Consider the following 24449-nt stretch of genomic DNA (forward strand, 5'->3'; position numbering starts at 1 on the left):
TATTGCGTTAACGCGTTGAATAAAGAGCGCTTGTCGACCTTTGCGCTATATAATTTAGTGCAATTGAGGTAGGCTTCTTTATTTGATCAAAGAAGCGTTTTATGAAACCTCAAGTACTGATGCTAAGCAGCTCTCGTCAGGGTAGCGAAGACTACCTGGAACATGCTAAACCCTTCATTTTTGCGCACCTGGGCGATGCCCGTGAACTGTTGTTTGTGCCTTTTGCCGGCGTCTCGATGAGCTGGGATGCTTATTGCGAAAAAGTAGCCGCTGCGCTACCAGAATTTACCGTTACCGGCTTACACCAACACAACGACCCTGCTCAGGCTTTGGCCAATGCAAAAAAAAATGGCCAGGCGATAGTGGTAGGCGGTGGCAATACCTTCAATCTTCTGCACACGCTTTACGAACAACAATTGCTTGAGCCTATGAAACAGGCAATTGCGAGCGGAACTCCCTATATTGGCTGGAGCGCCGGCTCAAATATCTGTGGGCAAAGCATAAAAACCACTAACGATATGCCTATTGTAGAACCGGCCTCTTTTAATGCTTTAGGGGTGTTGAATTGCCAATTAAATCCACATTACAGCAACTACTCACCGCCGGGCCATAACGGTGAAACCCGGGATGAACGGCTGGCCGAGTTCACAATTTTAAACCCTCACACTCCGGTTATCGCCATTGTTGAAGGGACGGCTTTACGGCTTACCGAAGGCCGGCTGACCCTGGTAGGCGATGACGAAGGCTTTGTATTTTGTGGCGACGAAAAAACCACGGTCCAGCCAACTGCCGACTTATCCCAATATATTGCGTAAGGCGGTTAGTGGCTTAGTGTAGTCAGCCTCAAAAGGCAGCTCTGCTAACAGCGGTTCTGGCAGAGCTTCGCGCAGTGTTGCTAAATTTTCAGCATAATAGGGCATAGGCTGCTGGCTTAACTGATTTGCTACCCATCCGTGCAGCGGCAGCCCTGTTTGCCGTATAGCCTGTGCGGTAAGCAAGGCATGATTAAGACACCCCAGGCGCATGCCCACCACCATAATAACGGGCAACTGCAGCTGTTTTACCACATCAGGCATCCACAAATTTTTACCTAATGGCAGTTGCCAGCCGCCTGCACCTTCCATCAACAACACATCAGGCTGAAAACTGGCCAGACGCCAATACCCGTCGATCAGTTGTTGCAACTCAAGGGTGATACCGGCTTTATTGGCAGCAATGTGAGGGGCTATCGGTGGTATCAGCGCTACCGGATTAACCTGTTGTAACGTAACCGGCACATTGCAGGCTTCATAAATAGCCAGAGCGTCTTCGTTCACCGGTTCATCGTTGATGACTTCACAGCCTGCTGCTACGGGTTTATAGCCCGCTACCTTTACCTCATTTTGGGCCAGTGTATGCATTAAACGGGCAGTAAAATAAGTTTTGCCAACCTCGGTGTCGGTGCCTGTGATGAAAAAAGATTGCATGATTACTTTTCCAGTAAAAAATGAGAAACCTGGTAGGTCAATGGCAATAAATTCTGGTTGTTGCGTTTATAAGCCTGACCCAGCGCACTTAGCATCGGGCGTGACAAGTGCTGTTTATGGGTGGAGGTCAAACGGGTGCCCGCCCCCACCGACTTAATTGAGCGCAATAACGACAATATGTCATCAAACTCGTCGGTGTAGTGGGTGTTTTGTGCAGTGAGAGTTTTTAGTCCACCTGTACTTATGGCCTGTTGCCACTGCTCATGACTGGCCATAGTATTGGTAGCGGAAGCCAGTCCAATGGTTTGTCGGGCAGCATCAAGCTGGGCAAATGATTTATCTACCATAACGGTAATGCTTGCCAGCCCCCCAGGTTGTAAGACGCGGTACAGTTCGCTCATAGCGGTATCCGGGCTTGCGCACCACTGCAGCGCCATAGACGAAAAAGCATACATGAAGTGATTACCGGCAAAAGGCAGTACCTGCGCATCGCCCTGCAAAAAGTTAATGTGCGGATAACGACTTTTCGCATAGCTTACCATTCCCGTAGCCAAATCGACGCCGGTGGTGCTGTAGCCTTGCGCGGCAAGTCTGGCTGTGTTGACCCCGGTACCGCATCCAATATCCAGCAATGTACCGGTATTTACAGGTAACAGTGCCATTGCCTGTGCGGCAATTTTATGCTGAATAGTGGCCAGCTTATCGTAGCTACCCGCCGCCCGGCTGAATTGTCTGGCAACACCATCGACAGTGCTATTGACCATAGCTTAACTCATCACGGGCCAAGGCCAGCGCATCACACAAAGCGTGGATGTCCTGCTTAGTGTGCTGTGCACTCAAAGTTATTCGCAGCCGGTCAGTGCCTTTGGGCACCGTGGGGTATCTTATTGCCGGCACCCAAACACCCCGGGCTTTTAACCCCTCACTCATCTGTAGTGCGGCCTTAGGACAGCCTACCAATAAAGGTTGGATGGCACTGTCTGATGAACTAAGTATCAGCCCCTGTTTGGCAGCCTGTTGTTTAAACATTGTAATATTGTGTTGCAGGGTAGAGCGTTGCTCACTGGTAGCAATATGTTGTAATGAAAACAACGTCGCTAACGCCTGTGCCGGTGGCATTGCAGTGGTATAAATGTATTCGCGCGCCGTATTTGCCAGATAATCAATAAGATCGTGTGACCCCGCTATAAACGCCCCACCCGTACCAATTGCCTTGCCAAAGGTGCCCATCAGTACCGGCACATCTTGTTGTGACAAGCGATAGTGCTCAGCGCTGCCTAACCCTTTTTCTCCCAGCACGCCAAACCCGTGAGCATCATCAACCATTAGCCAGCTTTGATGCTGTTTGCAAAGGGTCACCAGCTCAGGCAGGGGCGCCGCGTCGCCATCCATACTGAAAATACCTTCAGTAGCAACTAATGTATCGGTATTCGTGCCGGCGGCGAACAACCGGGCAAGATGATCTAAATCATTGTGCCGATACCGCTTCAGCTGACCGCTACAGGCCATGGCACCATCAATAAACGAAGCGTGCATGTATTTGTCGGCGAGCAACAGCCCTGAGCCGGAAGACAGCCCTGAGCCGGATGACAGCCCTGAGCCAGGAAACAGCGCCTGGCAAATCGCCTGATTCGCTGCAAAACCAGAGTTAAACAATAATACCGCTTCGCGATTAAGTTGTTCGGCCAGGTAGGCTTCAAGCGCCTGATGGGTTTGTGAGAACCCCGTTACCAGTGCCGAGGCGCCGCTACCTCCGCCAAACTGAGCAAGACCTTCAACCCAACATTGCAGCAATCCTTCATGCTGACGCATACCCAGATAATCGTTGCTGGCAAAGTTAAGGTAATGCCGGCCACCCACGCAAATAATTCCGTCTTTTTCATATTCAACACAAACACGCTGGCGTAAATAGCCATCTTGCTGTTTTTGCTGTAAATGGGGGGCCAACCAATCAAACGCCATTAAGCCTCCGCAACAGGCTTTCGCGTAGCGTCATAAAACAAATCGCTGCTCTGGCGATCGGCAATTTCTTCTTGCAACGTTTGTTCGTGAGCCTCATCAGAATAATCGCGTCCACGCTCGGTATTGATGCCGAGTTTTTGAAACAACTGCACATCTTCGTGGGTGTCCGGGTTGGAGGTGGTCAAAAGCTTACAACCATAAAAGATAGAGTTGGCACCGGCAAAAAAGCACAATGACTGCATTTGCTCGTTCATATCTTCGCGACCCGCCGACAACCGCACATGAGATTTTGGCATCATAATACGCGCTACTGCAATGGTGCGGATAAATTCGAAAGGCTCCAAATCATCGACCTTATCCATAGGCGTCCCTTTGACCTTTACCAACATATTGATAGGCACACTTTCAGGCTGGTGCGGCAAATTTGCTAACGCCATTAAAAGACCGGCACGATCTTTACCGGTTTCACCCATACCCACAATACCGCCCGAGCACACATTCATGCCCGCGCCGCGTACATTTTCAAGGGTATCCAACCGGTCCTGATACGTGCGGGTTGTGATCACATCACCATAATATTCTGGTGAGGTATCTAGGTTGTGATTGTAGTAATCAAGCCCGGCTTGTTTAAGTGACAGCGCCTGTTCGCGACTTAACATGCCTAAGGTCATACAGGTTTCCAGCCCCAGCTTTTTAACCTCAGTCACCAGCTGGGTAACATATGGCATATCGCGTGCTTTGGGGTTGCGCCATGCCGCGCCCATACAAAAACGGGTCGACCCGGCGGCTTTGGCCTCACGGGCCCGTTCAATAACTTTTTCTATCTCAAGCAAACGCTCTTTTTCCAGACCCGTGTCATAACGCGCGCTTTGTGGACAATACTTACAGTCTTCAGGACACGCGCCGGTTTTTATCGAAAGCAACGTTGAAACCTGCACTTCGTTTGGGTCAAAGTGTTGGCGGTGAATACTTTGCGCCTTAAACAACAGGTCATTAAAAGGCATATCAAAAAGCGCCTGAACTTCTTTATGGGTCCAGTTATTGCGCACTGCTTGTGAAGCAGTAGAATATTGGGGTGCGGCGGTCATAGCCTGTCCTTTACTAAAATCAAATGCTGGCTTAGTCTATGCGCACGAAATGAGTTGTCAACTCTGACCATTTACAAACCTTTACTAATGGCGACATTTTGAACAATAGCGAATTTGATAAACGCCATATCTGGCATCCTTACACCTCTGCAACCCATCCTCTGCCGTGTTATGAAGTACAGGGCGCAGAGGGAGTAAATATTCACCTGGCCTCCGGCGAGACGCTGGTTGATGGCATGTCAAGCTGGTGGGCAGCGATTCATGGCTATAATCATCCGCGCCTGAATCAGGCAGCCCATGCGCAGATAGATAAATTTTCGCATGTTATGTTTGGGGGGCTAACTCACGACCCGGCAGTACAGGTATGTAAGCGCCTGCTTAATATGGCACCGGCGGGCATGAATCGGGTGTTTCTGGCAGACTCTGGTTCAGTGTCGGTCGAAGTTGCACTAAAAATGGCACTACAATACTGGGCGTGTCAGGGCCGGCCTGATAAACACAAAGTGGTTACGCCGCGTAATGGCTATCATGGCGATACTTTTGCGGCGATGTCGGTGTGCGATCCGGTAAATGGCATGCACAGTTTATTTTCTGAAGTACTGACCAAGCAGTTGTTTGCTCCTGCTCCGCAAACCCGGTATGGCCAAACCTTTAGCGAAGATGACATCTTACCGCTGGAACAACTTTTTGCTGAACATCATCATGAAATGGCCGCCCTGATTATTGAGCCGATAGTTCAGGGCGCAGGCGGCATGCGTATTTACCATCCCGAGTATCTTAAGCGTTGTCGGCAATTATGCGACAACTACGATGTACTGCTGATTTGTGACGAAATTGCCACCGGTTTTGGCCGTACTGGTCAACTGTTTGGATGTGACCATGCGCAAATTAGTCCTGATATTATGTGTGTAGGCAAGGCTTTGACCGGAGGTTACATGACCCTTGCTGCCACTCTTTGCACTGAAGATGTCGCATTGGGTGTGTGTCAGGGCGAACCAGGGGTGTTTATGCATGGCCCCACTTATATGGGCAACCCGTTGGCCTGTGCGGTAGCGAATGAGAGCCTGGCTCTTATTCAGGAAAATCACTGGCAGACTCAGGTGCAAAATATTGAAGCCCAATTGCAACAAGAGCTTAAGCAGTGCCGGTCACTTGACTGTGTTAAGGATGTTCGCGTGTTGGGCGCTATTGGTGTAGTAGAAACCCACCAACCGGTGGATGTGGCGCGGTTGCAAAAAAAGTTTGTTGAAGCTGGGGTCTGGATACGTCCGTTTAACAAACTGGTGTATATTATGCCCCCTTATATTATTAAACCTGATCAGTTGTCACAGCTAACCCACACAATTTATAACGCGTTGGATCAAAGCTGATAACAACAAATCAGAACGGAGTTTGTATGCACTGGCTTATCAATCTTTTAGACAAGTTCTTGTTTGCCGTATTGTTATTACTTGCGCTGCAAATTCCGATTCTGGCCGACCATTACCGCCAGTATCTGAATGGCTTTGTTACCGCCACCCAAAAAACCGTATCTGAATATCAGGCGCTGGCTGACCAGTTTGGGTATGACTCTGTAGAATTGATGATTGACGACCTGCAGCAGAATCCGGCCCCGTTAGTACGCCGTGATGCGCAAAACAAGGCTTTGACCGTTAAACGGCTTAACGAGCTGGAGTCTGGGCTACAAATACTAAGCTCGGGCCATTTTTTAGAGCAAACCTGGTATATGCTGGCTCCCCAGCGTTTTGATACTTTAAAAAAGGTGGGTAATCACTTTTCGCCGTCTATTCCACTACAACCCTCGGCGGTTATTTACAGTGTGGTACTGGCGTTGCTCATCAATGCCGTGTTTTATACGCCAATATGGTGTGTAAAAGGGGTAAGACGCTTGCGGCACCGCCACTCTTCGTCTCCCGTGCATAAGATTTAAACACCACACGGTACTTTTTACAAAATAAGTATGACTTTATCTAGTTCCTTATTTAATTTGCAACCAAAACATTAATACGTTGACGCCCGTTATGAGGGGCTTTCACGCACATTAACCCATCTGGATTGATTATCCCGGTACTTCTTTTGCATTAATACATACTGAGCCTAAACCTTCACTGGTGTTAAGTACCACTGGTTTTCATTAACTGAATAAGTAAGGTTTACGAATTTACCGTTAGAAAGCAGGTTGTATTATGAGAGACGAGAATACGTTATTAATTGGTCAGGCGTTGCAAATCAGAGACAAACTTGTAGCTAAGAGACACGTTATTCCTTCTTCAATGATGAGTGAATGGAGCGAACTGCAGGTACAAACACAGGCATTTGATGCTAACCGGCCTTTCGACAGTGCCATTAAAGGCAGAAGATTCGCCAAACCTGCGGTGTATTCAGGCTCCGCCAAAGATCTCAATCAAATTGTCAGCTCTTTAAAAGACTTTGAAGAACGTATGACGAGCAATCTGCAACACCACTGATACAAAACGGCCCACTGTTATTACTCAGTGGGCCGCTTATCAATGTATCACTATTGCTGCCCGCAGCTTTTTACGGCCATAGCAGGCTATTCTCAAAAAGTCTTCATGAGCAATAGGCACATGCTGAAAGTCTAACGCGTGTTCGTCGCTATCGGGGTCGGGGTCGTGAAAGTACACGCAATTTGCGTCTATTTTTGTCACCACCACCCAATGAGGCGCACGTCGTTTATCTAATTGCCAGGTACTGATCAGACACACTATTGCGTTGCCTTTTTTCAGTGCCGATACCATATCACTTATGCCCCAGTTGACGGGTTGCAAAGACATTTTTTCTTGCTCTGCCAGCTGTTTAAAGTCAGCTTCTACCTGTTCAATCACCGCCTTTTTCTCTGCGTTTCGCACCGACTCTACAAAAAGAGGTAATGCACTGTTTAGCCATACTTCAGATGAAAATCCAGCGTCGCGCGCCGCAAGGGCAAGACCCACCGGGTGACATCCGCCATGCCCCGAGGTCATGAAAATAGTCGTCGCCTGCCGCCAAAGCCTGAGCTCCTGTTGCTGGGACATCGAATAGGTAGCGTTGAGATGACACAGAGCCATCATCAACGCTGCCGGACCGCAGGTAAACTCGGTGGTTTGCCGGTACCACGGATAAATATTCAGCGCTGAAGTACCGGCACTGTGGTGTAATCTTTTTTGCATTCGCACCGCATCAGTATGGTCGGCGTAGTAATCAGGGTAAATACCAAACGGGTGAAAGCCAATTTTTTGATAAAGCGCAATCGCCTGGCTGTTATTTTGCGCAACTTCTAAGCGCATAAACGGCTTTCCCCGCTTCAAAGCGCGCTCCTCCAACTCTGCAATCAGATACCCCGCCGTACCTGTACCGCGCGCCGCAGGCGCCACGGCTATCGAGTATAGTCGGGTCAGCAGGGTGCCACGGCGAAGTAACAACAGGGCATAGCCGGTAATGTCGTTGGCTGAACAGGCAACCACCAGCTCGGCCTGGGGCGATGCTATATAATGGCGAAATCGTCGCGCACTTAAGCGATCGGTAGTAAAGCATTGCTTTTCAAGCGCAGTTAACGCGTCAATATCATCAGGTTGAGCGTCACGAATAGTCATATTTACAGATGTTACCAAAACCGGGTTACTCATCGCCGCCCCCGTTGTTCCAGTCTGTCGGCAAACTCTTGCATAATCAGCTCATACAAGGCTTTACCCAAATAGGCATCTTCTATTCCTGAATCAATGCTGGGGTTATCGTTAACTTCAATCACGTATACTTTATCGCCAGCCTGTTTAATATCGACGCCATAAAGCCCCTCTCCCACCACCCGGGCTGCTTTTGTAGCAGCCTGTAAAACTGGTTTAGGCACTTCGAAGGTGGGCATGGTGACAAAATCACCTGAGTCGGCGGCTCCTTCCTGATGATTGTATATTTGCCAGTGATTGCGGGCCATAAAGTATTTACATGCATAAATAGGTTTGCCGCCCAGCATGCCTATACGCCAGTCAAAGTCGGTATACACATACTCTTGTATCAACACCAGGGCCGAAGCTTCAAGCATGCGTGTTAATTTCTGCTCCAGGCTATGGGCGTCTTCTACTTTATAAACCCCCAGACTAAACGCACTTTCAGGCAATTTTAAAACAAGGGGCAACCCTAATTCGCGCACCAGCCCCGCGCACGTTTGGCTACTGGCATCGGCCACTAACCGACTTTTAGGGGCCGGCACGTTCTGATACGTAAAGGCATCATGTAAAAATACTTTGTTACAACACCGCAAAATAGATTGCGTATCATCTATTACCACCAAACCTTCGCGTTCGGCGCTGCGTGCTAAACGATACGTTGTGTGGTCAATAGCCGTGGTCTGACGTATAAACAAAGCGTCATACTGGGCCACTTCATCAGGACGCAAAGCCGATACAATTTGTGCATGAATGCCCACACTCGCTGCCGCTTTAACAAAGTGTTTCAACGCTTTTGAATCGCTTGGCGCGTTCGGTTCGGTGGGGTCAGTTAAAATTGCCATATCCCAGCGGGCTCTTTTGGCGGCGGGTTGGGCTCGCCATTGCACGCTGGTGAATTTTTGCAATGTGCTTAACGCCCATTCCTGTATATCTGCAGGGACCAAATCAAAGCCGCAAGACTGGCATTCCATTACCCCAATGGTGGCGTGCGAATCAGCAGGCGCATTCACCTGGGCTAAAACCACCCGAATCTTTAACACCGGTGCAGGAAAATGCCTGAAGGCATATTCGGCAAGCTTCTCAAATTGCTGATCTTTCGCTTGTCCAAACAGTACATAAATTTCGGCAGGTAAAATTTTATCAGCCGGCCAGACAAACCATGGGGGTAACGACAGGCGTGCAGCTACAGCGGCACTGTCTTGTAAAGACAAATCGTTAATGGTTTTTAATGAAGGTAACACCGGGTGTTTGCGTGCCTGAGCCAGTAGCGAGCAGTAATAACCCCGCGAAAGGTATTTTTGGGTATCGCACAAATTAATAACCCGGGTTTTTGGCTCATCTTTTTTAGGGTAATTAGCCAGGTAATCGTCAAAACTAATTACCTCTAGCGCCGTTTTAGTAAACAGGTTTAAAGTGTCAGCAACAATGAGCGTTTTGTGCATAAATAAGTACTCTACAAATACAGTCTGCGCCTTACACACACCATGTGTGAATCGCTGGTACCAAAGTGCGCAAGTGTAATCTATGCCTGTGTTTTGCATAGCAAAATCATTGCGTGAAATTTTCATCGTCACGATGTCTTTTATTAATGCAGATTTTTTGACGACAAAATTTAACGTAATATAGCCGAATTAAGATATTCAGGAGTTTTTATGGTTCTAGCTACAATTGCAATACTCGTTGGTCTTCCGGTGATGCTATGGAGTGCCGGTAAGTTTGTTGATGGTGCCGCCGGGGTGGCAAAGCACTTTGGTGTTTCGCCTTTACTTATTGGCATGCTGATTATCGGGTTTGGTACTTCAGCGCCCGAGATTATTGTTTCCATCTTTGCAGCATTAGAAGGTAACTCGGGTATTGCGCTGGGTAATGCATTTGGCTCTAACATCGCCAATATAGCATTGGTGTTGGGGTTAACCGCTGTAGTCAGCCCTATTGCGGTGCGCAGTGAAATCATAAAGCGCGAACTGCCTATTATGCTGGCCATTGTGTTTATTGCAGCCTGGCAACTTATGGATTTAACCCTGTCTAAAGATGACGCATTTACCTTGCTGGGGTTATTTGTGTTGCTTGTAGGCTGGAGCATATGGCAAGGCATGAAAGGAAGCGCAGACCCATTAGCCAATGAATACTCTGAACAGATTGAGTCCACATCAACCACAGTAAAAACCAATGTTGTCTGGCTACTAACGGGACTGGTTTTGCTTATTGCCAGCTCAAGAATTTTAGTCTGGGGCGCAGTTGAGTATGCGGCATTTTTTGGCGTAAGCGACACCATCATTGGTTTGACAGTCATTGCCATAGGTACTTCATTGCCAGAGCTTGCCGCAGCCTTGATAGCCGTACGTAAAAACGAGCACGACCTGGCATTAGGCAATATTATCGGTTCAAACATGTTCAACACGTTAGCCGTAGTGGGCCTGGCCGGAACCATTCACCCCACCGCCATAGATAGCAGCTTCTTTTATCGGGATATTCTGATTATGGTGGGTGTATCCGTGGCACTGTTTTTATTTTGTATCGGCATTAAAAAGCAGGGCCGGCTTAACCGGTTAGAAGGCGGTGTGTTTGTCATCGGCTATATTGCTTATACCTGGTATTTAATTCAGTCTTCTTTTATTTAAGACACGTTGTATAACAGGGTTAGCAAGCCAATCAGTCCTAACCCCATCAGTACAAAAAGGTTAATTCCAAACTCGTCATGGCGGCGCCGGTTACGGCGCCAGCGCATGCCTATAGCCAGCAATGTCAGACTTACCCCTACCTGCAACAGGATAAACAGCCAGGTTACCAGCTCAGCTGACCATTGATTTTGTTCTGGCATTTGCCAGTAACGCTGAAATCCGGCGATAAATTCGGGGCGAGCGAAATGAAAGGTGATCAACGCAGCAATCAGCACCACCCACGCAATCAGATTAATGGCAACAGCCACTTTGTACCACCCATCACTTTGACGTGACTGGTCGCGACGATTGGGGCCAACATGTTTAAACGAGGACGAGGTTTGCATTAATGAACTCTGGCATCCAGGTATGGTTTAAGTATACTACCGGGTTTTGGTGTGTGAGTATCAATAATTCGTCTAAAAAACAGACTGACGTGCATTTTCCCGGTTTTTTCATTGACACAAACGTGTGACTTCACGTAATTAATCCGGGGCAAAGTATTAACATACTGCCCAACACGATACGGACTGTTTTGCGACCTGATGCACGCTTTACGCAAGTGTGCGAAGATACCTCATTCTAGCGACTACAATAAACTGTGACGGAGAATATACAATGACGCATGCGCCCGTTGTCGACGTGCTTGGTGGCAAGTACGCGGTTGGCGAAACGGTAACCGTAAAAGGTTGGGTAAGAACACGCCGTGATTCAAAAGCAGGCTTGTCTTTTATTGCTTTGCACGATGGCAGCTGCTTTGATGCTGTGCAGGTGATCGCATTGAATTCTCTGCCTAATTATAGCGATGTTCAACGCCTGACAACCGGGTGTTCGCTCGCGGTCACCGCGACGGTAAAAGAATCGCAGGGTCAGGGCCAGGCACTTGAACTGGAAGCTGAGCAGGTTGAGGTGATCGGCTGGGTCGAAAACCCCGATACCTACCCTATGGCAGCAAAACGTCACTCTATAGAATATCTTCGTGAACACGCGCATCTGCGACCTCGTACCAATGTCATTGGCGCGGTAACCCGGGTACGTAATTGTCTGTCACAGGCAGTGCACCGGTTTTTTCACGAAAAAGGCTACTTTTGGATAAGCACACCGGTTATCACCGCCAGTGATACCGAAGGCGCAGGCGAAATGTTTCGGGTTTCCACTCTTGATATGATGAACCTGCCGAAAAACGACCAGGGTAATATTGACTACAGCGAAGATTTTTTTGGCAAAGAAACCTATCTCACGGTGTCGGGTCAGCTTAACGTTGAAACCTACTGTACGGCTATGTCAAAGGTGTACACCTTTGGTCCAACGTTTCGGGCTGAAAACAGCAATACGTCGCGTCACTTAGCAGAATTCTGGATGATTGAGCCAGAACTGGCTTTTGCCGAACTTGCAGATGTCGCGCAGCTGGCTGAAGACATGCTTAAATATGTGTGTAAAGCCGTGCTTGAAGAACGTGCTGACGATATGGCCTTTTTTGCCCAGCGAATTAATAAAGACGCGGTAGATCGTTTGCAAAAGCTTGTCGACTCTGACTTTGTGCGTATGGACTACACCGACGCTATCGACATTTTGCAAAACAGTGGCAAAACGTTTGAGTTCCCGGTTGAATGGGGCGTGGATTTGTCTTCTGAGCATGAACGCTATTTGGCCGAAGAGCACGTAGGCGCACCCATCATCATGCAAAACTACCCGAAAGACATCAAAGCGTTTTATATGCGTTTAAATGAAGATGGCAAAACGGTCGCGGCTATGGATGTTCTGGCTCCGGGCATCGGTGAGATTATCGGTGGCTCGCAACGTGAAGAACGTCTGGATGTTTTTGATGAGCGTCTGGCCCAGATGAATTTGAATCAGGAAGATTACGCATGGTATCGCGATTTGCGCCGCTATGGCACGGTGCCGCATGCCGGCTTTGGCCTGGGCTTTGAGCGACTGGTGGCGTATGTGACCGGAATGCAGAATGTCCGTGACGTTATTCCGTTTCCAAGAACACCAGGCAGCGCCACTTTCTAACCCATGTTGTAAATAATAGCCGGATTCATACTCCGGCTTTTTTTATGTCAATTTTAAGTTGCGTAAGCTATTCTTTTCATACCCTTTTATATAACGAAGATGATCTTCAACGGCGCTATCTCGTTTTAACCTGTATTGCGCAGCATCTTGTGCACGCCGTATTTTTGTTTTAAAGACAGCGATAATCTATGAGCGCAACTGCACCGCAAATCAATATAACCTGTGATCAGTGCTATACCGAGGTAAAGATTCCGACGCTGGAACATTGTCAGGAAGCGTTTTGCCCAACGTGTGAGCATGAACTTCTGACCTTTCGTAAAAATGGTCACGAACACTGCCTGGCTTTTGCCGCCTCAGGATTGTTGTTGTTACTTTTAAGTCTGCCGTTTAATTTTCTTGTTTTTAAAAGTAACGGCCAGCAACACAGTATCAATATCACCGACACCCTCAATGTGTTGATTGCTCAGGACTATTTATCGCTGGCAATCATCACGGCCCTCGCCATTTTAGTTATACCCGCTATTGTTATGTTAGGTATCGCGGCATTGTCGTTGCTGTGTATTCGCGACCAACGCTGGCGGGGCTCGCGCGCCATGTTTAATACCATCAATCAGCTTACGCCCTGGAGTATGGCCGAAGTATTTATGGTGGGGGTGTTGGTCAGTCTGATCAAAATAACCTCGTTAGCCGAGGTAAGTTATGGCATGTCGTTTTATGCCTTTATTGGTTTTGCGATTTGCCTGACTCTTGCGCTTGTCAATTACGACAAAAATCGAATCGGCTTATGGTTGTACAAAGGGCACCTGCCTAAACCCGCACGGCTTACACGGGCCAGGGCTTCGGTAAGTTTACAGCGTACCTGGGCATTATTGCTGGCCGCCACCCTGCTTTACATACCTGCAAACACATTACCCATTATGCATACCGAGCTATTTGGCCGTAGCGAGCCCAATACCATCGTAGGCGGCGTGATCTCATTGTGGCAATCGGGTTCGTACCCGGTGGCCATTGTCATAATGATCGCCAGTGTGGTGGTTCCGGTGGCTAAAATTGCCATTCTGGCCTGGCTTAACTTTACGGTTCAAAAACGATTTACCCGGCGACAACGCACACGGGTAAAATTTTATCGTGTGACAGAAGTCATTGGAAGATGGTCAATGATTGATGTATTTGTCGTTGCGATTCTGGTGGGTTTAATTCAGCTGGGCAACACTATTGCCGTGCACCCAGGACCCGCTGCTTTGGCTTTTTGTGCAGTTGTATTTGTTACTATGGTGGCAGCCATCACCTTTGATTCACGGCTGATATGGATAGACAGGAAAAAAATTGATGAGTGAGAGTGCAAAAATAAAATCAACCCGACGTATTTCCAGAATTTGGCTTATTCCTATTCTGGTCGTTATTGTAGGCGGCTGGATGGTGTATACCCAATGGAAAAATCAGGGACCACTTATCACTATTGAATTAAAAACTGCCAGCGGTATTGAAGCTAACAAAACCACCATCAAGGTACGAGATTTTGATGTGGGTCTGGTCAAAAAAATAGAGCTGAAACCTGATTTAGACGGCGTGTTGGTGACCGCCAGAATGGAAGCCAGCGCTGAACGGCTGCTTACCGAAGATACGCAGTTTTGGGTGGTGGCGCCGCGCATCAGCTTTTCAGAAGTTAGCGGCCTGAATACCTTGCTTTCAGGTAGCTATATCGCCATGACCGGGAATGCGACGGGCGCTGGTCAACGCAATTTTATTGGGTTAGAACGCCCACCCGCCACACCGCCTGGTACGCCCGGGGTGCATTTAACGCTAAAAAGTGATGACCAGTTTGCTTTTAAAGCAGGCGATCCCATCATTTATAAGGGTTTTAAGGTAGGTGAATTTGAAGATGCCGAGTTTAATATTGCCGAACGGGTAGTTTATTACAGTGCATTTATAGAAAGCCCCTACCACAAGTTAATAACTAAAAACACTCGCTTTTGGAACATCAGCGGAGTAAAGCTACAGCTGCGTTCTGGCGGGGTAAAAGTTGAAACGGGCAGCCTTGAAACACTTTTGGCCAACGGCGTCACCTTTGGCATTCCTAAGGGTATTGTGCCAGGCGAACTGGTTAAAGAAGATGCGACGTTTATGGTGTATTCAGGTGAAACCGCCGCTTCAAATGCACGCTATAAGCTGTCGGCTGAATATCTGCTATTAATTGATGAAACAGTACGTGGATTAACCGAAGGCGCCCCGGTCGAATATCGCGGCATCGAGATAGGCGAAGTCGTAAAAATAAATGCCGATTATCAAATAGAAGGCAATATTCTGGATGAAGACCACCCTATTCCGGTGCTTATCAACATTTATCCGGGAAAAGTCAAACAGCAGGATAGCCTGGTGGGGTTACAAAAGGTAAAAAATACTGTCACCTCGTGGATTGAGCGAGACTTGAGAGCCACATTACGCATGGGCAATGTACTAACCGGCGGGCTGTACGTAGATTTGCATCATGCCAAAAACATTACGCCCGCCAGGGTAGAAGCGGTGAATGGCATTGAAGTTATTCCTACTGCTTCGAACGAGTTTACGCAAATTACGCAAAAAGCCGATGCCATACTGGATAAAATAAATCAGCTGCCTTTAAACGATATGGTTGCCGATGTTCGCGGCGCGGTTATCGACATGCAGTCAGCGGCGGTATCTTTGGAAGAAACCAGTGCCGATTTTGATAAAACGCTGGAAGACATTGACGCAAAAGCCTTAAACAAAAATTTGAATCAGGTATTAACCGATGTCTCAGGCTTGCTTAAAAATTACTCTGAAGGCGGACTTAGCTCCAGCGAAATAAAAGACACGGTTGATGCGCTTCAAGATACCCTGCGCAGTATTCAGCCTGTGCTATTACAGCTTAATCAAACCCCAAACAGCTTTATTTTTTCGGGTAACCGCCAACAAGAGTTACAGCCGCAGGCAAAGCCGCAAGGAGACACACAATGAGATTACGCGCAGTTATCGCCGGTTTAGGGGCGCTGCTGTTGGGCGGGTGCGCCGGCAGTTCAGACGACTTGAATTATTACTTATTGCATTCTCCTACCCAGGCCGTCACACAGCAGTCTTCTGCCAAAGCGTTTGTGCACTTCCAAAAAATTTCGCTGCCTGATTACTTAAAACAACGTGGATTAGCCATGCAAACCGGGCCGGCAACGGTTTACTTTTCGGCCACCCACGTATGGGCTGAACCTTTGGCCAGTGGCATATCTCAGTCTTTAAGTGCATCATTGTGGCAAGAGCAGCAAATTGACGTGGTACCTGCTGGCGTATACAACGACGACTCCATCAGCACGGTAGCTTTACAGGTAGACGATCTTATTGCCACCGCCAACAACGAAGTTGTGTTTAAAGGCCATTACCGAATTTATCAGGGCGATAAGACGCCCCGGATGCACCGGTTCGATTATCGACGTCCACTGACCGAAGACGGCTTTGCCCACGCCGTAATACAAATGCGTGAACTGGTTCACGAGATGGCTGAAAACCTGGCCGGCAACATTTTAGTCGAAAACTAAAATATTCTAATTTTCATACTTTTAGCTACACGCCAGTGCATTAGGTTAATGTAATTTTACAAGATAAACATTACGTTACATTTGAACAAAGTTTGTCTTATCATTGAGGTATAAAATAGATCTAAATTTGCTAAAGAAGCGACTTCCTCATGAAATGGATAAAACGACTAGCACCACTTGCGGTTATTGCATTAGGTGGCCTTGGTGCCTGGGGTGTAGTTGCCACAGCATCAGATGAATCAGTAACCGAAGAGCTGGACACACGTCCTGTAGTAACTATCGATACAATGGCTTCGGTTAACTACACGGTTCAAATTACCTCTTATGGCGAAGTCATGCCCCTTGAATCGACACGTCTGGCCGCGCAGGTTACCGGTGAAGTGGTAAGTTGGAATCCGGCATTTGTGACTGGCGGCTTGGTTAAACGCAACGATATCCTGTTTACCATTGAAAAAGACACCTATGAAGCCGCGTTATTGCAGGCCGAGGCCGCCCTTGCTTCAGCCACGGCGCAATTGATACAAGAACAAGCCCAGGCCCGGGTAGCCCAGCAAGAGGCCAAAAGTCTTCCTGCAAGTCGGGTGTCTGATTTGTATCTGCGAAAACCACAACTACTGAGTGCTCAGGCTGCCGTAAAGTCTGCCGAAGCACAGATGAAAATTGCTAAACGCGATTTAGAAAATTGCGAAATTACCGCGCCCTACGATGCCTTGGTGGTTTCAAGAATGATTGGTGTGGGCGATTATGTTAGCGCGGGTACATTGGCCGCTACGCTAAATAACGTAGAGGCGGCTGAAGTTACTTTCCCGATCGCCGGATTTGATCGCGCGTTTCTGCCGGCCCGCTTGACAGGTCACGCCGCGGTTGTATCGGTAGACAATAGCCAGCAACGCGAATTTACCGCAAAAATTAATCGCGATGCCGGATTAATTGATACAGCCACCCGCATGACCCACCTGATACTTCGAATTGAAGACCCCTATGGCCTGCGCAATAACACACCAAAAGTTAAATTTGGTACCTATGTAAATGTGGCGTTTAGCGGCAAAACGATTGATAACGTTTACCGGGTTCCGCAAGAGCTTATTACAAATAATCAAATGTGGCTTTTGGATAAAGACGGCAAACTGTACTCAGAGGAAGTAAACGTGTTACGCCAGGAAGGCGGTGACTTTTTGATTTCCGGCAGTTATGAAGGTGCCGAGATTGTGATGACCCCACCTGAATATCCGCAAAACGGAATGGCTGTGAAAGTCATAAAAAGTCCGGCCCAGGACTTAGTTGCTCAGCACACAACCCGATAACAGGACCTCACCATGAAAACTGACTACGACACCCATCGCGGGTTAATAGCATGGTTTGCCCGTAATTCGGTAGCAGCCAATTTGTTAATGGGGTTTATTCTGGTTGTGGGTTTAGCCAGCTTTAGCACCATTCAACGACAAATGTTCCCTAACATCGAATTCAATTACATCAGTATTGCTGCTCAGTATCCTGGCGCTTCGCCTCAGGAAATTGAAGAAAGCATTATGATAAAGATTGAAGAAGCCATAAAAGATGTGACCGAGATTGATCAGGTGGTTTCCCGGGCATTCAGAAACAATGGCAGAGTTACCCTTGAGATAGATAAAAAGGCTGATTTAGCTGAAGTACTGGATAAAGTGAAGCTCAGGGTCGACTCTATCGCTACTTTTCCGGCAGGCATGGAACCCGTCACTATTTATCAGGAAGAGTATCAGCAAGAGGTTATCGAACTGCCCCTGGTGGGCGATGTTCCACTTGAGCAGCTGAAGCCGCTGGCGCGTGAAATAGAAGATGAGTTGTTACAACTTGATAATGTATCGTTGGTAGAGGTGTCGTACCCCGACGATGAAATTGCGGTAGAAGTTAAGCCCGATATGCTACGCAAATACAACCTAACGATGAACGATATCACTACTGCAATACGTTCGTATTCAGCTAATATTTCAGCCGGTCAGCTTCGTACCAATGCAGGTTTAGTGTCGGTACGGGTAGAAAACCAATATTACAATGGTGCTGACTTTGGTCAGATACCGGTAAAAATGGGCGATTCGGGGGCGCGGGTGCTGCTATCAGACGTAGCCACTATTCGCGATGGTTTTACCGAAGGCCAGTGGTATTTTAATTACTCAGGCAAAAACTCAATTTATATTGCGGTTAAAGCCACCCGCACCCAGGACACCGTTCCGGTAGCTGAAACCGTGAAAAGTTATATTGCCGCCCGAAACAAGACGCTGCCAGAAGGCATCTCTTTAGAAATTCTGGTCGATATGACTTACTACCTGAATGCGCGCCTGAATATGATGCTATCGAATCTGGCCCAGGGAGCATTACTGGTCGCCTTATTGCTAACCCTGTTTTTACGTTTCAGGCTGGCCTTTTGGGTAATGCTGGGCCTGCCTATCTGTTTTTTAGGCGCCATTATGATGATGCCGCTGTTTGGCGTGACCATCAATATTTTGTCATTGTTTGCCTTTATCATGGTATTGGGCATTGTGGTAGATGATGCCATTGTTATTGGCGAGAGCGCCTACACCGAGGTAGAGAAAAAAGGCGGCGGCATTGATAATGTGGTGCGCGGCGCAAAACGGGTAGCCACACCGGCTACTTTTGGCGTATTGACCACCATTGCCGTGTTTGCCCCCTCTACGATGAGTAGTGGGCCTGAGGGCGCCTTTTTTTACAACATATCGGTAGTGGTTATTTTGTGTCTGGTGTTCAGCCTGATTGAATCAAAACTGATATTACCTGCACACATTGCGCATACCAAATTTCCCCCGGTAAAAGAAAACTCCTGGCGGTCACGCTTTAATAAACGGTTCAATGGGTTTATCCATGGCCCGTATCGGCGCACAGTAGAGCGCGCCGTTAACTGGCGTTATACCGTATTTGCGATATTTATTGCCGTGCTTTTGATAAGTGTTGGCTTAATTATGGCTAACTATGTGCGCACTGTACCTAATCCTAAAGTACCTCACGATTTTCCTGGCATTCAAATAGAAATGAATGAAAATGTGGCCGATACTGCGGTTATCGAGGCGCTCAAACAGATCGAAGACATCATTTGGCAGGTTGACCAAAGTATTGTAGATGAACATGGCCAGGGGATGGTTCGTGATGTACTGGCATTTAACCGTAACCGCACCGAAGGGCGAGTGGTAGTGCCTTTGGTAGATGAAAAGTTACGGCCTTTTAATACCTTTGAACTGGCCCGTCGCTGGCGAGAAAAACTTCCTGATATAGCCGGCATGAAGTCTCTGCAAATTTATGATGATGTAAATGGCGGGGGCGGCGATGGTGAATTTGGGTTCTTGTTATTTGGCGCTGACATTAATGAGCTGAATGCCGCCGGCCGCAAATTTATTGAAATGTTACAACAAGAATCGGGGCTATTTGATGTCAGCTCAACCATCGACCCTGCCAGTAAAGAAGTACAGCTGACCTTACGCCCGGTTGCTTACGATCTTGGGCTCAACCTTACCGATATTGCCCGCCAGGTAGGCGCAGGTTTTTATGGCGGCGAGGCTCAACGGGTAATTCGTAACGGCGAAGAAGTTAAAGTGATGGTGCGATATCCTCAGCTTACTCGCGAAAGCTTTGCTGATCTTAAATACTCGGTGATCACGACGCCAGAAGGCCGTGAGGTTATGCTTGGCGATGTTGCCGTGTTAAGTGAAACGCCGGGGATCAGCTATATTCGTCGTGAAGGTGGCTATCGTAGTGTGTATGTGTGGGGCTCTATAGATGAAGAAAAAGTTGAGCCGAACGAGGTCATTGAAAATGTTAAAGAGACCTTGATTCCAGAGCTTAAAAAAGCGTATCCGTCGGTATTAAGCGAGCTGGGTGGCGCTATTGAAGAACAACAGGCTCAGCAAAGCGAGCAGCAATTGTTCTTTATTGCGGCAATGATTATGGTGTATGTCTTGCTTGCGGTACCGTTAAAAAGCTACGGACAGCCACTTATTATTATGTCGGTTATTCCGTTTAGTATGACAGGCGCTATCTGGGGGCATTTTTTATTAGGTCTGGACTTATCCATGATGTCGTTTTTTGGACTTATTGCGGCATCAGGGGTGGTCATCAACGATTCGTTGGTAATGACCGATTATGTAAACCAGCGTCGGGCTCAGGGTTACAGCATTAAAGAAGCGGTAATTGAAGCAGGTACTGCGCGCTTTAGGGCAATTACCCTTACCTCTATAACCACCTTTGCCGGAGTTTTGCCTATATTGTTTGAAACCAGCTTACAGGCTGCATTTGTGGTACCCATGGCAGCGGCATTAGGCTTTGCGGTCATGTACGCTACTTTGGTTACGCTTATATTGGTGCCTTGTCTGTACATGGTGTTACAGGATATCAGCTACGGCTTTGGTAAACTGATTCGAAGAGTAATGCGACTCTACGGACACAGCTCGCCTCCAGCCGACAGCGAACCTGCGCAATCTGAACGCTGAAGCCCTTTCTTGCAATATAAGTAAAGCTATTACGCCGGCACAATAATGTGCCGGCGTTTTTGTATCTGTCTTGCTATACGGGGCCTTCGCTGGCGCTGGGTAAAGTATCGGTAATTACGTCGTTTATACACCGGTAACAGGCCTCCAGGCTCGAAAACAGTTTCAGGTCGCAACTGCAAAACAGGCGCTGGCACACTCAACTTATGCCAAGCAGCCATACGTTCAAATTACTCAGTGCAACAACACCGAAACTTATCTCGCCACTCTTTTTATACAATCTGTTTTTTACGCAATCTGTGATAAGGTCAGAATTTTAATCCTGAGGAATTTTTTGTGTCTGATTTCACTATTCGCACAGCCCATAAAAAAGACAGTTCGCAAATACTCAAATTTATTACTGAGCTGGCTATTTTCGAAAAAGCAGAAAATGAAGTAGAAGCATCGGTAGAGGACATTGAGCGCACGCTGTTTGGTGACCCAGCCACGTCTCATAGTATTTTGTGTGAAAAAGACGGACAGCCAGTAGGATTTGCAGTGTATTTTTACAACTACTCAACCTGGCAGGGGAAAAACGGGCTGTATCTGGAAGACCTGTACATTACCCCCGACCATCGCGGCGCAGGTGCAGGTACTGCGGTGTTAAAGTATTTGGCTCAGCATGCCATTAACAACAACTGTGGGCGTTTTGAATGGAGCGTGCTGGATTGGAATCAACCTGCTATCGATTTTTACGAGTCTTTGGGAGCAGTTGCAAAGTCTGAGTGGTTAGGATATCGATTATCGGGCGATGCACTTACTCACTTTGCAAATAGCCAGCGTTAAAGCCATTGATGCTGGCAAAATAGTTTGCTGATAATCACATCTGTAGATGTTTAAAGGTTTCTGTCTTTACCTTGCTAATAAATAAAGTTTTTTATAAACAGAAACCTTTTAAACCTATTCGAAGCAACACCATGTTCATCAGCAACCCCGAAAAACAGTAATATCAACGTTTTGGTTGTGTGCGCCCCGCTCTCTTTCTGCCCTGGCCTTTACACTTATCTTCCCCCAATTTCACGTAAGTAAAAATGGTAGCTGACACATTTTAATGTCGTTCAGATGTGGCCAGGTTTACAACGCATCAATAAATTTAGCGAACCAACAAGGCCAATGTGTTCATTTTCGGGTAACAACTATCAGCCTTATGGGTCCACCAGCTTGTTATTGAGCCTGACCGATGACCCTGATATCTTTAAAAGCTAATTAATTCAGTCCTTGTTGGAACACAGCAAGGGGTTTAATAACTTCGGAGACACTTATGCAAAAGACGTTACTTGCCACCGCTATGACCACCGCGCTGGTGTTAGCTGGCTGCTCGGGTAATTCAGCCTCGCCTGATAATTCTGGCAATTCGGTTTCAGCGATGCCTGATAAATCGTCTAATGTATTGTTAAAAGCCAGTCCCTTACCGTATCAGACCCCTCAGTTTGATAAAATTAAGATTAACGATTACGAGCCAGCGTTTGAACAGGGCATGACCGAGCAAGCCAAAGAAATAAAAGATATTGCTCAGAACAAAGAGCCGGCTACCTTCGAAAATACGGTATTGTCATTAGAAAAAAGTGGCGAGTTACTCAGCCGTGCCCGTACCGTATTTTTTAATCTGTCCAGCATACAGTCTAATGATGAGATACAGCGTATTGAAGCGGCGATGGCCCCCAAATTGTCGGCGCACTCAGACAACATGCTGCTTAACCCAACCTTATTTAAGCGGGTTAAAAATGTATACGACAACCGCGAATCATTAAGTGCTATCGACCAACGTCTGACCGAGCATTACTACAAACAGTTTGTACGCGCCGGCGCCAATTTGTCAGATTCTGATAAAGCCACCATGCGTGAACTGAACAAACAAATTACCAACCTGCAAACGGAGTTTTCACAAAATATACTGGCATCGTTTAAAAACGATACTATTGTGGTCACCGATGAAAGCCGCTTAGCAGGATTATCGAAAAGCGAAAAAGCGACGCTTAAATCTGCCGCTGAAAAGGCCGGTGAACAAGGTTATTTAATTAGCCTGGTAAATACGACCCGCCAGCCTGTTTTATCCAGTCTGGAAGATCGCGGACTGCGTGAAGAAATTTGGCGTAAATCGGCCAACCGCGCGATGCAGGTTAACGGCCCTATTATTCTGAAACTTACTAAACTGCGCGCCAGAAAAGCCGAATTACTGGGCTTCGATAACTGGGCATCTTATAAAATAGATGACCAGATGGCACAAACCCCAGAGAACGTTTTTGAGATTTTAGACGACCTGGCCCCTAAAGCGGTTGCCAAAGCCAAACGTGAAGCCAGCGATATTGAACAGGTTATGCAAGATGACGGCATCAATGGTCCGGTTAAACCGTGGGACTGGGCGTTTTATGCAGAAAAAGTACGTAAGCAAAAATACGACCTGAACGATGCTGAAGTAAAACCCTATTTTGAGCTGAACAACGTGCTTGAGAAAGGCTTATTCTTTGCTATGGAAAAACTGTACGGCATTACCTTTAAAGAGCGTACCGACCTGCCGGTGTATGTAGATGATGCCCGTGTATTTGAAGTTTTCAATCAAGATGGTTCAGCAATTGGTTTATTCTTTTTTGACCCCTATGCGCGCGAAGGCAAGGCTGGCGGCGCATGGATGAGTGAGTTTGTGACCCAAAGTCATATGGATGGCACCAAACCCGTTGTGTTTAACGAACTGAACATTGTTAAACCTGCCGAAGGTGAGCCAACCTTACTGACCTTTAGCGAAGTCACTACCTTGTTCCATGAGTTTGGACATGCCGCGCATGGTTTATTTTCTGATGTTAAATATCCCAGTCTTGCAGGTACCGCCACTGCACGCGACTTTGTGGAGTTTCCTTCGCAGTTTCACGAAGACTGGGCGATAGAACCCGATGTTCTGGCCAATTATGCCAAACATTATGAAACCGGTGAGCCGATTCCTGAGGCGTTACTGGAAAAAATGCTAAATGCGGTTAAATTTAACCAGGGTTACGATACCACCGAGTATCTGGCGTCGGCGTTGGTTGATATGGAATGGCATATGATTGACGCCAATCAACACGTGGCCGATGTAAGTAAGTTTGAAAAACAGGCACTGAAAAAACACGGTATTGACTATGCTCCGGTACCTCCTCGCTATAAGTCTAACTATTTTAGTCATACTTTTGCCGGTGGTTATTCAGCAGGTTATTACGCGTACCTGTGGACGGAAGTACTTGCCGCCGATGCATTTGCTCATATGCAAAACAGTGGTGGTTTGTCGCGCGCAAACGGTAATGACTTCAGAAAAGAAATTTTATCTAAAGGCAACAGCGAAGACTTAATGCAAAACTATGTGGATTTTCGGGGTCAAAAGCCCCAGGTAGAGGCATTGTTAGAGCGTCGCGGATTAGATAAATAATCTCGTACACGTCTCAGGTTTAAATTGCTCTGATTTACATAGCTAAAATAAGCAGTGTGATTGGTAAATATTTACCGGTCCGCTGCTCTATTTTCTTAATGTACCAATTATTCTTTTTATAAAGCTGTAGACATGCTCA

The 24449-nt window shown here is 47.2% G+C and carries 20 protein-coding genes; 13 read left to right on the forward strand and 7 right to left on the reverse strand.

Annotated features, from left to right (window positions below):
* Positions 1-101 precede the first annotated feature (101 nt).
* Positions 102-815 (forward strand): dipeptidase PepE, encoded by a 714-nt coding sequence (pepE, locus tag JK130_RS15545; RefSeq protein WP_218355248.1) that lies wholly within the window; start codon positions 102-104, stop codon positions 813-815.
* Here pepE and bioD read toward each other — a convergent pair.
* Genes bioD through bioB form a run of 4 tightly spaced genes read right to left on the reverse strand, consistent with a single transcriptional unit; the run spans position 795 to position 4516 of the window.
* Complete coding sequence (bioD, locus tag JK130_RS15550; RefSeq protein WP_218355249.1) at positions 795-1466, reverse strand: dethiobiotin synthase; 672 nt, start codon at positions 1464-1466, stop codon at positions 795-797. The genes pepE and bioD overlap by 21 nt on opposite strands.
* Positions 1467-1468: 2 nt before the next feature.
* Positions 1469-2230: a methyltransferase domain-containing protein gene (locus JK130_RS15555; protein WP_218355250.1), complete on the reverse strand. Its 762-nt coding sequence runs from the start codon at positions 2228-2230 to the stop codon at positions 1469-1471.
* Positions 2220-3428, reverse strand: a complete 1209-nt coding sequence (gene bioF, locus JK130_RS15560) for an 8-amino-7-oxononanoate synthase (RefSeq protein WP_218355251.1) — start codon at positions 3426-3428, stop codon at positions 2220-2222. The genes JK130_RS15555 and bioF overlap by 11 nt, the downstream gene beginning before the upstream one ends.
* Positions 3428-4516 (reverse strand): biotin synthase BioB, encoded by a 1089-nt coding sequence (bioB, locus tag JK130_RS15565; protein WP_218355252.1) that lies wholly within the window; start codon positions 4514-4516, stop codon positions 3428-3430. The genes bioF and bioB overlap by 1 nt, the downstream gene beginning before the upstream one ends.
* A 98-nt stretch (positions 4517-4614) precedes the next feature.
* On the opposite strand from bioB, the gene bioA reads away from it, so the two are divergent.
* From bioA to JK130_RS15580, 3 genes are all read left to right on the forward strand, one after another.
* Positions 4615-5886 (forward strand): adenosylmethionine--8-amino-7-oxononanoate transaminase, encoded by a 1272-nt coding sequence (gene bioA / locus JK130_RS15570; RefSeq protein WP_218355253.1) that lies wholly within the window; start codon positions 4615-4617, stop codon positions 5884-5886.
* A gap of 26 nt (positions 5887-5912) precedes the next feature.
* Positions 5913-6446 (forward strand): DUF2937 family protein, encoded by a 534-nt coding sequence (locus tag JK130_RS15575; protein WP_218355254.1) that lies wholly within the window; start codon positions 5913-5915, stop codon positions 6444-6446.
* Between the two features lie 256 nt (positions 6447-6702).
* Positions 6703-6984: a hypothetical protein gene (locus JK130_RS15580; protein ID WP_218355255.1), complete on the forward strand. Its 282-nt coding sequence runs from the start codon at positions 6703-6705 to the stop codon at positions 6982-6984.
* 39 nt (positions 6985-7023) lie between these two features.
* On the opposite strand, the gene JK130_RS15585 is transcribed toward JK130_RS15580, so the two are convergent.
* Together JK130_RS15585 and JK130_RS15590 are read right to left on the reverse strand one after the other, a co-directional pair.
* The gene (locus JK130_RS15585) at positions 7024-8142 is read right to left on the reverse strand and encodes a GNAT family N-acetyltransferase/peptidase C39 family protein (RefSeq protein WP_246587833.1); all 1119 of its coding nucleotides are present in this window, start codon (positions 8140-8142) and stop codon (positions 7024-7026) included.
* Positions 8139-9623 carry a RimK family protein gene (locus JK130_RS15590; protein ID WP_218355275.1) on the reverse strand — a complete coding sequence of 495 codons (1485 nt, stop codon included), beginning with the start codon at positions 9621-9623 and terminating at the stop codon, positions 8139-8141. Before JK130_RS15590 ends, JK130_RS15585 begins: the two co-directional genes overlap by 4 nt.
* Positions 9624-9833: 210 nt before the next feature.
* On the opposite strand from JK130_RS15590, the gene JK130_RS15595 reads away from it, so the two are divergent.
* Positions 9834-10802: a calcium/sodium antiporter gene (locus JK130_RS15595; protein WP_218355256.1), complete on the forward strand. Its 969-nt coding sequence runs from the start codon at positions 9834-9836 to the stop codon at positions 10800-10802.
* On the opposite strand, the gene JK130_RS15600 is transcribed toward JK130_RS15595, so the two are convergent.
* On the reverse strand, positions 10799-11188 hold the full coding sequence (locus tag JK130_RS15600) for a hypothetical protein (RefSeq protein ID WP_218355257.1): 390 nt from the start codon (positions 11186-11188) through the stop codon (positions 10799-10801). The two genes, JK130_RS15595 and JK130_RS15600, sit on opposite strands and share 4 nt — an antisense overlap.
* Before the next feature lie 271 nt (positions 11189-11459).
* On the opposite strand from JK130_RS15600, the gene asnS reads away from it, so the two are divergent.
* The 8 genes from asnS to JK130_RS15640 all read left to right on the forward strand — a co-directional run bounded on the left by asnS (position 11460) and on the right by JK130_RS15640 (position 24310).
* A complete protein-coding gene (gene asnS / locus JK130_RS15605; RefSeq protein WP_218355258.1) occupies positions 11460-12857 on the forward strand; it encodes an asparagine--tRNA ligase in 1398 nt (465 codons plus the stop codon).
* A gap of 188 nt (positions 12858-13045) precedes the next feature.
* The gene (locus JK130_RS15610) at positions 13046-14194 is read left to right on the forward strand and encodes a paraquat-inducible protein A (protein ID WP_218355259.1); all 1149 of its coding nucleotides are present in this window, start codon (positions 13046-13048) and stop codon (positions 14192-14194) included.
* A complete protein-coding gene (gene pqiB, locus JK130_RS15615; protein WP_218355260.1) occupies positions 14187-15833 on the forward strand; it encodes an intermembrane transport protein PqiB in 1647 nt (548 codons plus the stop codon). Before JK130_RS15610 ends, pqiB begins: the two co-directional genes overlap by 8 nt.
* Positions 15830-16402 carry a PqiC family protein gene (locus tag JK130_RS15620; RefSeq protein ID WP_218355261.1) on the forward strand — a complete coding sequence of 191 codons (573 nt, stop codon included), beginning with the start codon at positions 15830-15832 and terminating at the stop codon, positions 16400-16402. Before pqiB ends, JK130_RS15620 begins: the two co-directional genes overlap by 4 nt.
* A gap of 149 nt (positions 16403-16551) precedes the next feature.
* On the forward strand, positions 16552-17706 hold the full coding sequence (locus JK130_RS15625) for an efflux RND transporter periplasmic adaptor subunit (RefSeq protein ID WP_218355262.1): 1155 nt from the start codon (positions 16552-16554) through the stop codon (positions 17704-17706).
* A 12-nt stretch (positions 17707-17718) separates the two neighbouring features.
* Positions 17719-20877 carry an efflux RND transporter permease subunit gene (locus JK130_RS15630; protein ID WP_218355263.1) on the forward strand — a complete coding sequence of 1053 codons (3159 nt, stop codon included), beginning with the start codon at positions 17719-17721 and terminating at the stop codon, positions 20875-20877.
* 333 nt (positions 20878-21210) lie between these two features.
* Positions 21211-21699: a GNAT family N-acetyltransferase gene (locus tag JK130_RS15635; protein WP_218355264.1), complete on the forward strand. Its 489-nt coding sequence runs from the start codon at positions 21211-21213 to the stop codon at positions 21697-21699.
* A gap of 475 nt (positions 21700-22174) precedes the next feature.
* A complete protein-coding gene (locus JK130_RS15640; protein WP_218355265.1) occupies positions 22175-24310 on the forward strand; it encodes a M3 family metallopeptidase in 2136 nt (711 codons plus the stop codon).
* Positions 24311-24449 lie beyond the last annotated feature (139 nt).

This window comes from Alteromonas lipotrueiana (genome assembly GCF_019249245.1).
In the GTDB taxonomy this organism is placed as follows: Bacteria; Pseudomonadota; Gammaproteobacteria; order Enterobacterales; family Alteromonadaceae; genus Alteromonas; species Alteromonas lipotrueiana.

Coding starts and splice junctions, on each gene's coding strand:
- pepE (WP_218355248.1), top strand. CDS start 102: ATGAAACCTCAAGTACTGATGCTAAGCAGCTCTCGTCAGGGTAGCGAA.
- bioD (WP_218355249.1), bottom strand. CDS start 1,466: ATGCAATCTTTTTTCATCACAGGCACCGACACCGAGGTTGGCAAAACT.
- JK130_RS15555 (WP_218355250.1), bottom strand. CDS start 2,230: ATGGTCAATAGCACTGTCGATGGTGTTGCCAGACAATTCAGCCGGGCG.
- bioF (WP_218355251.1), bottom strand. CDS start 3,428: ATGGCGTTTGATTGGTTGGCCCCCCATTTACAGCAAAAACAGCAAGAT.
- bioB (WP_218355252.1), bottom strand. CDS start 4,516: ATGACCGCCGCACCCCAATATTCTACTGCTTCACAAGCAGTGCGCAAT.
- JK130_RS15575 (WP_218355254.1), top strand. CDS start 5,913: ATGCACTGGCTTATCAATCTTTTAGACAAGTTCTTGTTTGCCGTATTG.
- JK130_RS15580 (WP_218355255.1), top strand. CDS start 6,703: ATGAGAGACGAGAATACGTTATTAATTGGTCAGGCGTTGCAAATCAGA.
- JK130_RS15585 (WP_246587833.1), bottom strand. CDS start 8,142: ATGAGTAACCCGGTTTTGGTAACATCTGTAAATATGACTATTCGTGAC.
- JK130_RS15590 (WP_218355275.1), bottom strand. CDS start 9,623: ATGCACAAAACGCTCATTGTTGCTGACACTTTAAACCTGTTTACTAAA.
- JK130_RS15595 (WP_218355256.1), top strand. CDS start 9,834: ATGGTTCTAGCTACAATTGCAATACTCGTTGGTCTTCCGGTGATGCTA.
- JK130_RS15600 (WP_218355257.1), bottom strand. CDS start 11,188: ATGCAAACCTCGTCCTCGTTTAAACATGTTGGCCCCAATCGTCGCGAC.
- asnS (WP_218355258.1), top strand. CDS start 11,460: ATGACGCATGCGCCCGTTGTCGACGTGCTTGGTGGCAAGTACGCGGTT.
- JK130_RS15610 (WP_218355259.1), top strand. CDS start 13,046: ATGAGCGCAACTGCACCGCAAATCAATATAACCTGTGATCAGTGCTAT.
- pqiB (WP_218355260.1), top strand. CDS start 14,187: ATGAGTGAGAGTGCAAAAATAAAATCAACCCGACGTATTTCCAGAATT.
- JK130_RS15620 (WP_218355261.1), top strand. CDS start 15,830: ATGAGATTACGCGCAGTTATCGCCGGTTTAGGGGCGCTGCTGTTGGGC.
- JK130_RS15625 (WP_218355262.1), top strand. CDS start 16,552: ATGAAATGGATAAAACGACTAGCACCACTTGCGGTTATTGCATTAGGT.
- JK130_RS15630 (WP_218355263.1), top strand. CDS start 17,719: ATGAAAACTGACTACGACACCCATCGCGGGTTAATAGCATGGTTTGCC.
- JK130_RS15640 (WP_218355265.1), top strand. CDS start 22,175: ATGCAAAAGACGTTACTTGCCACCGCTATGACCACCGCGCTGGTGTTA.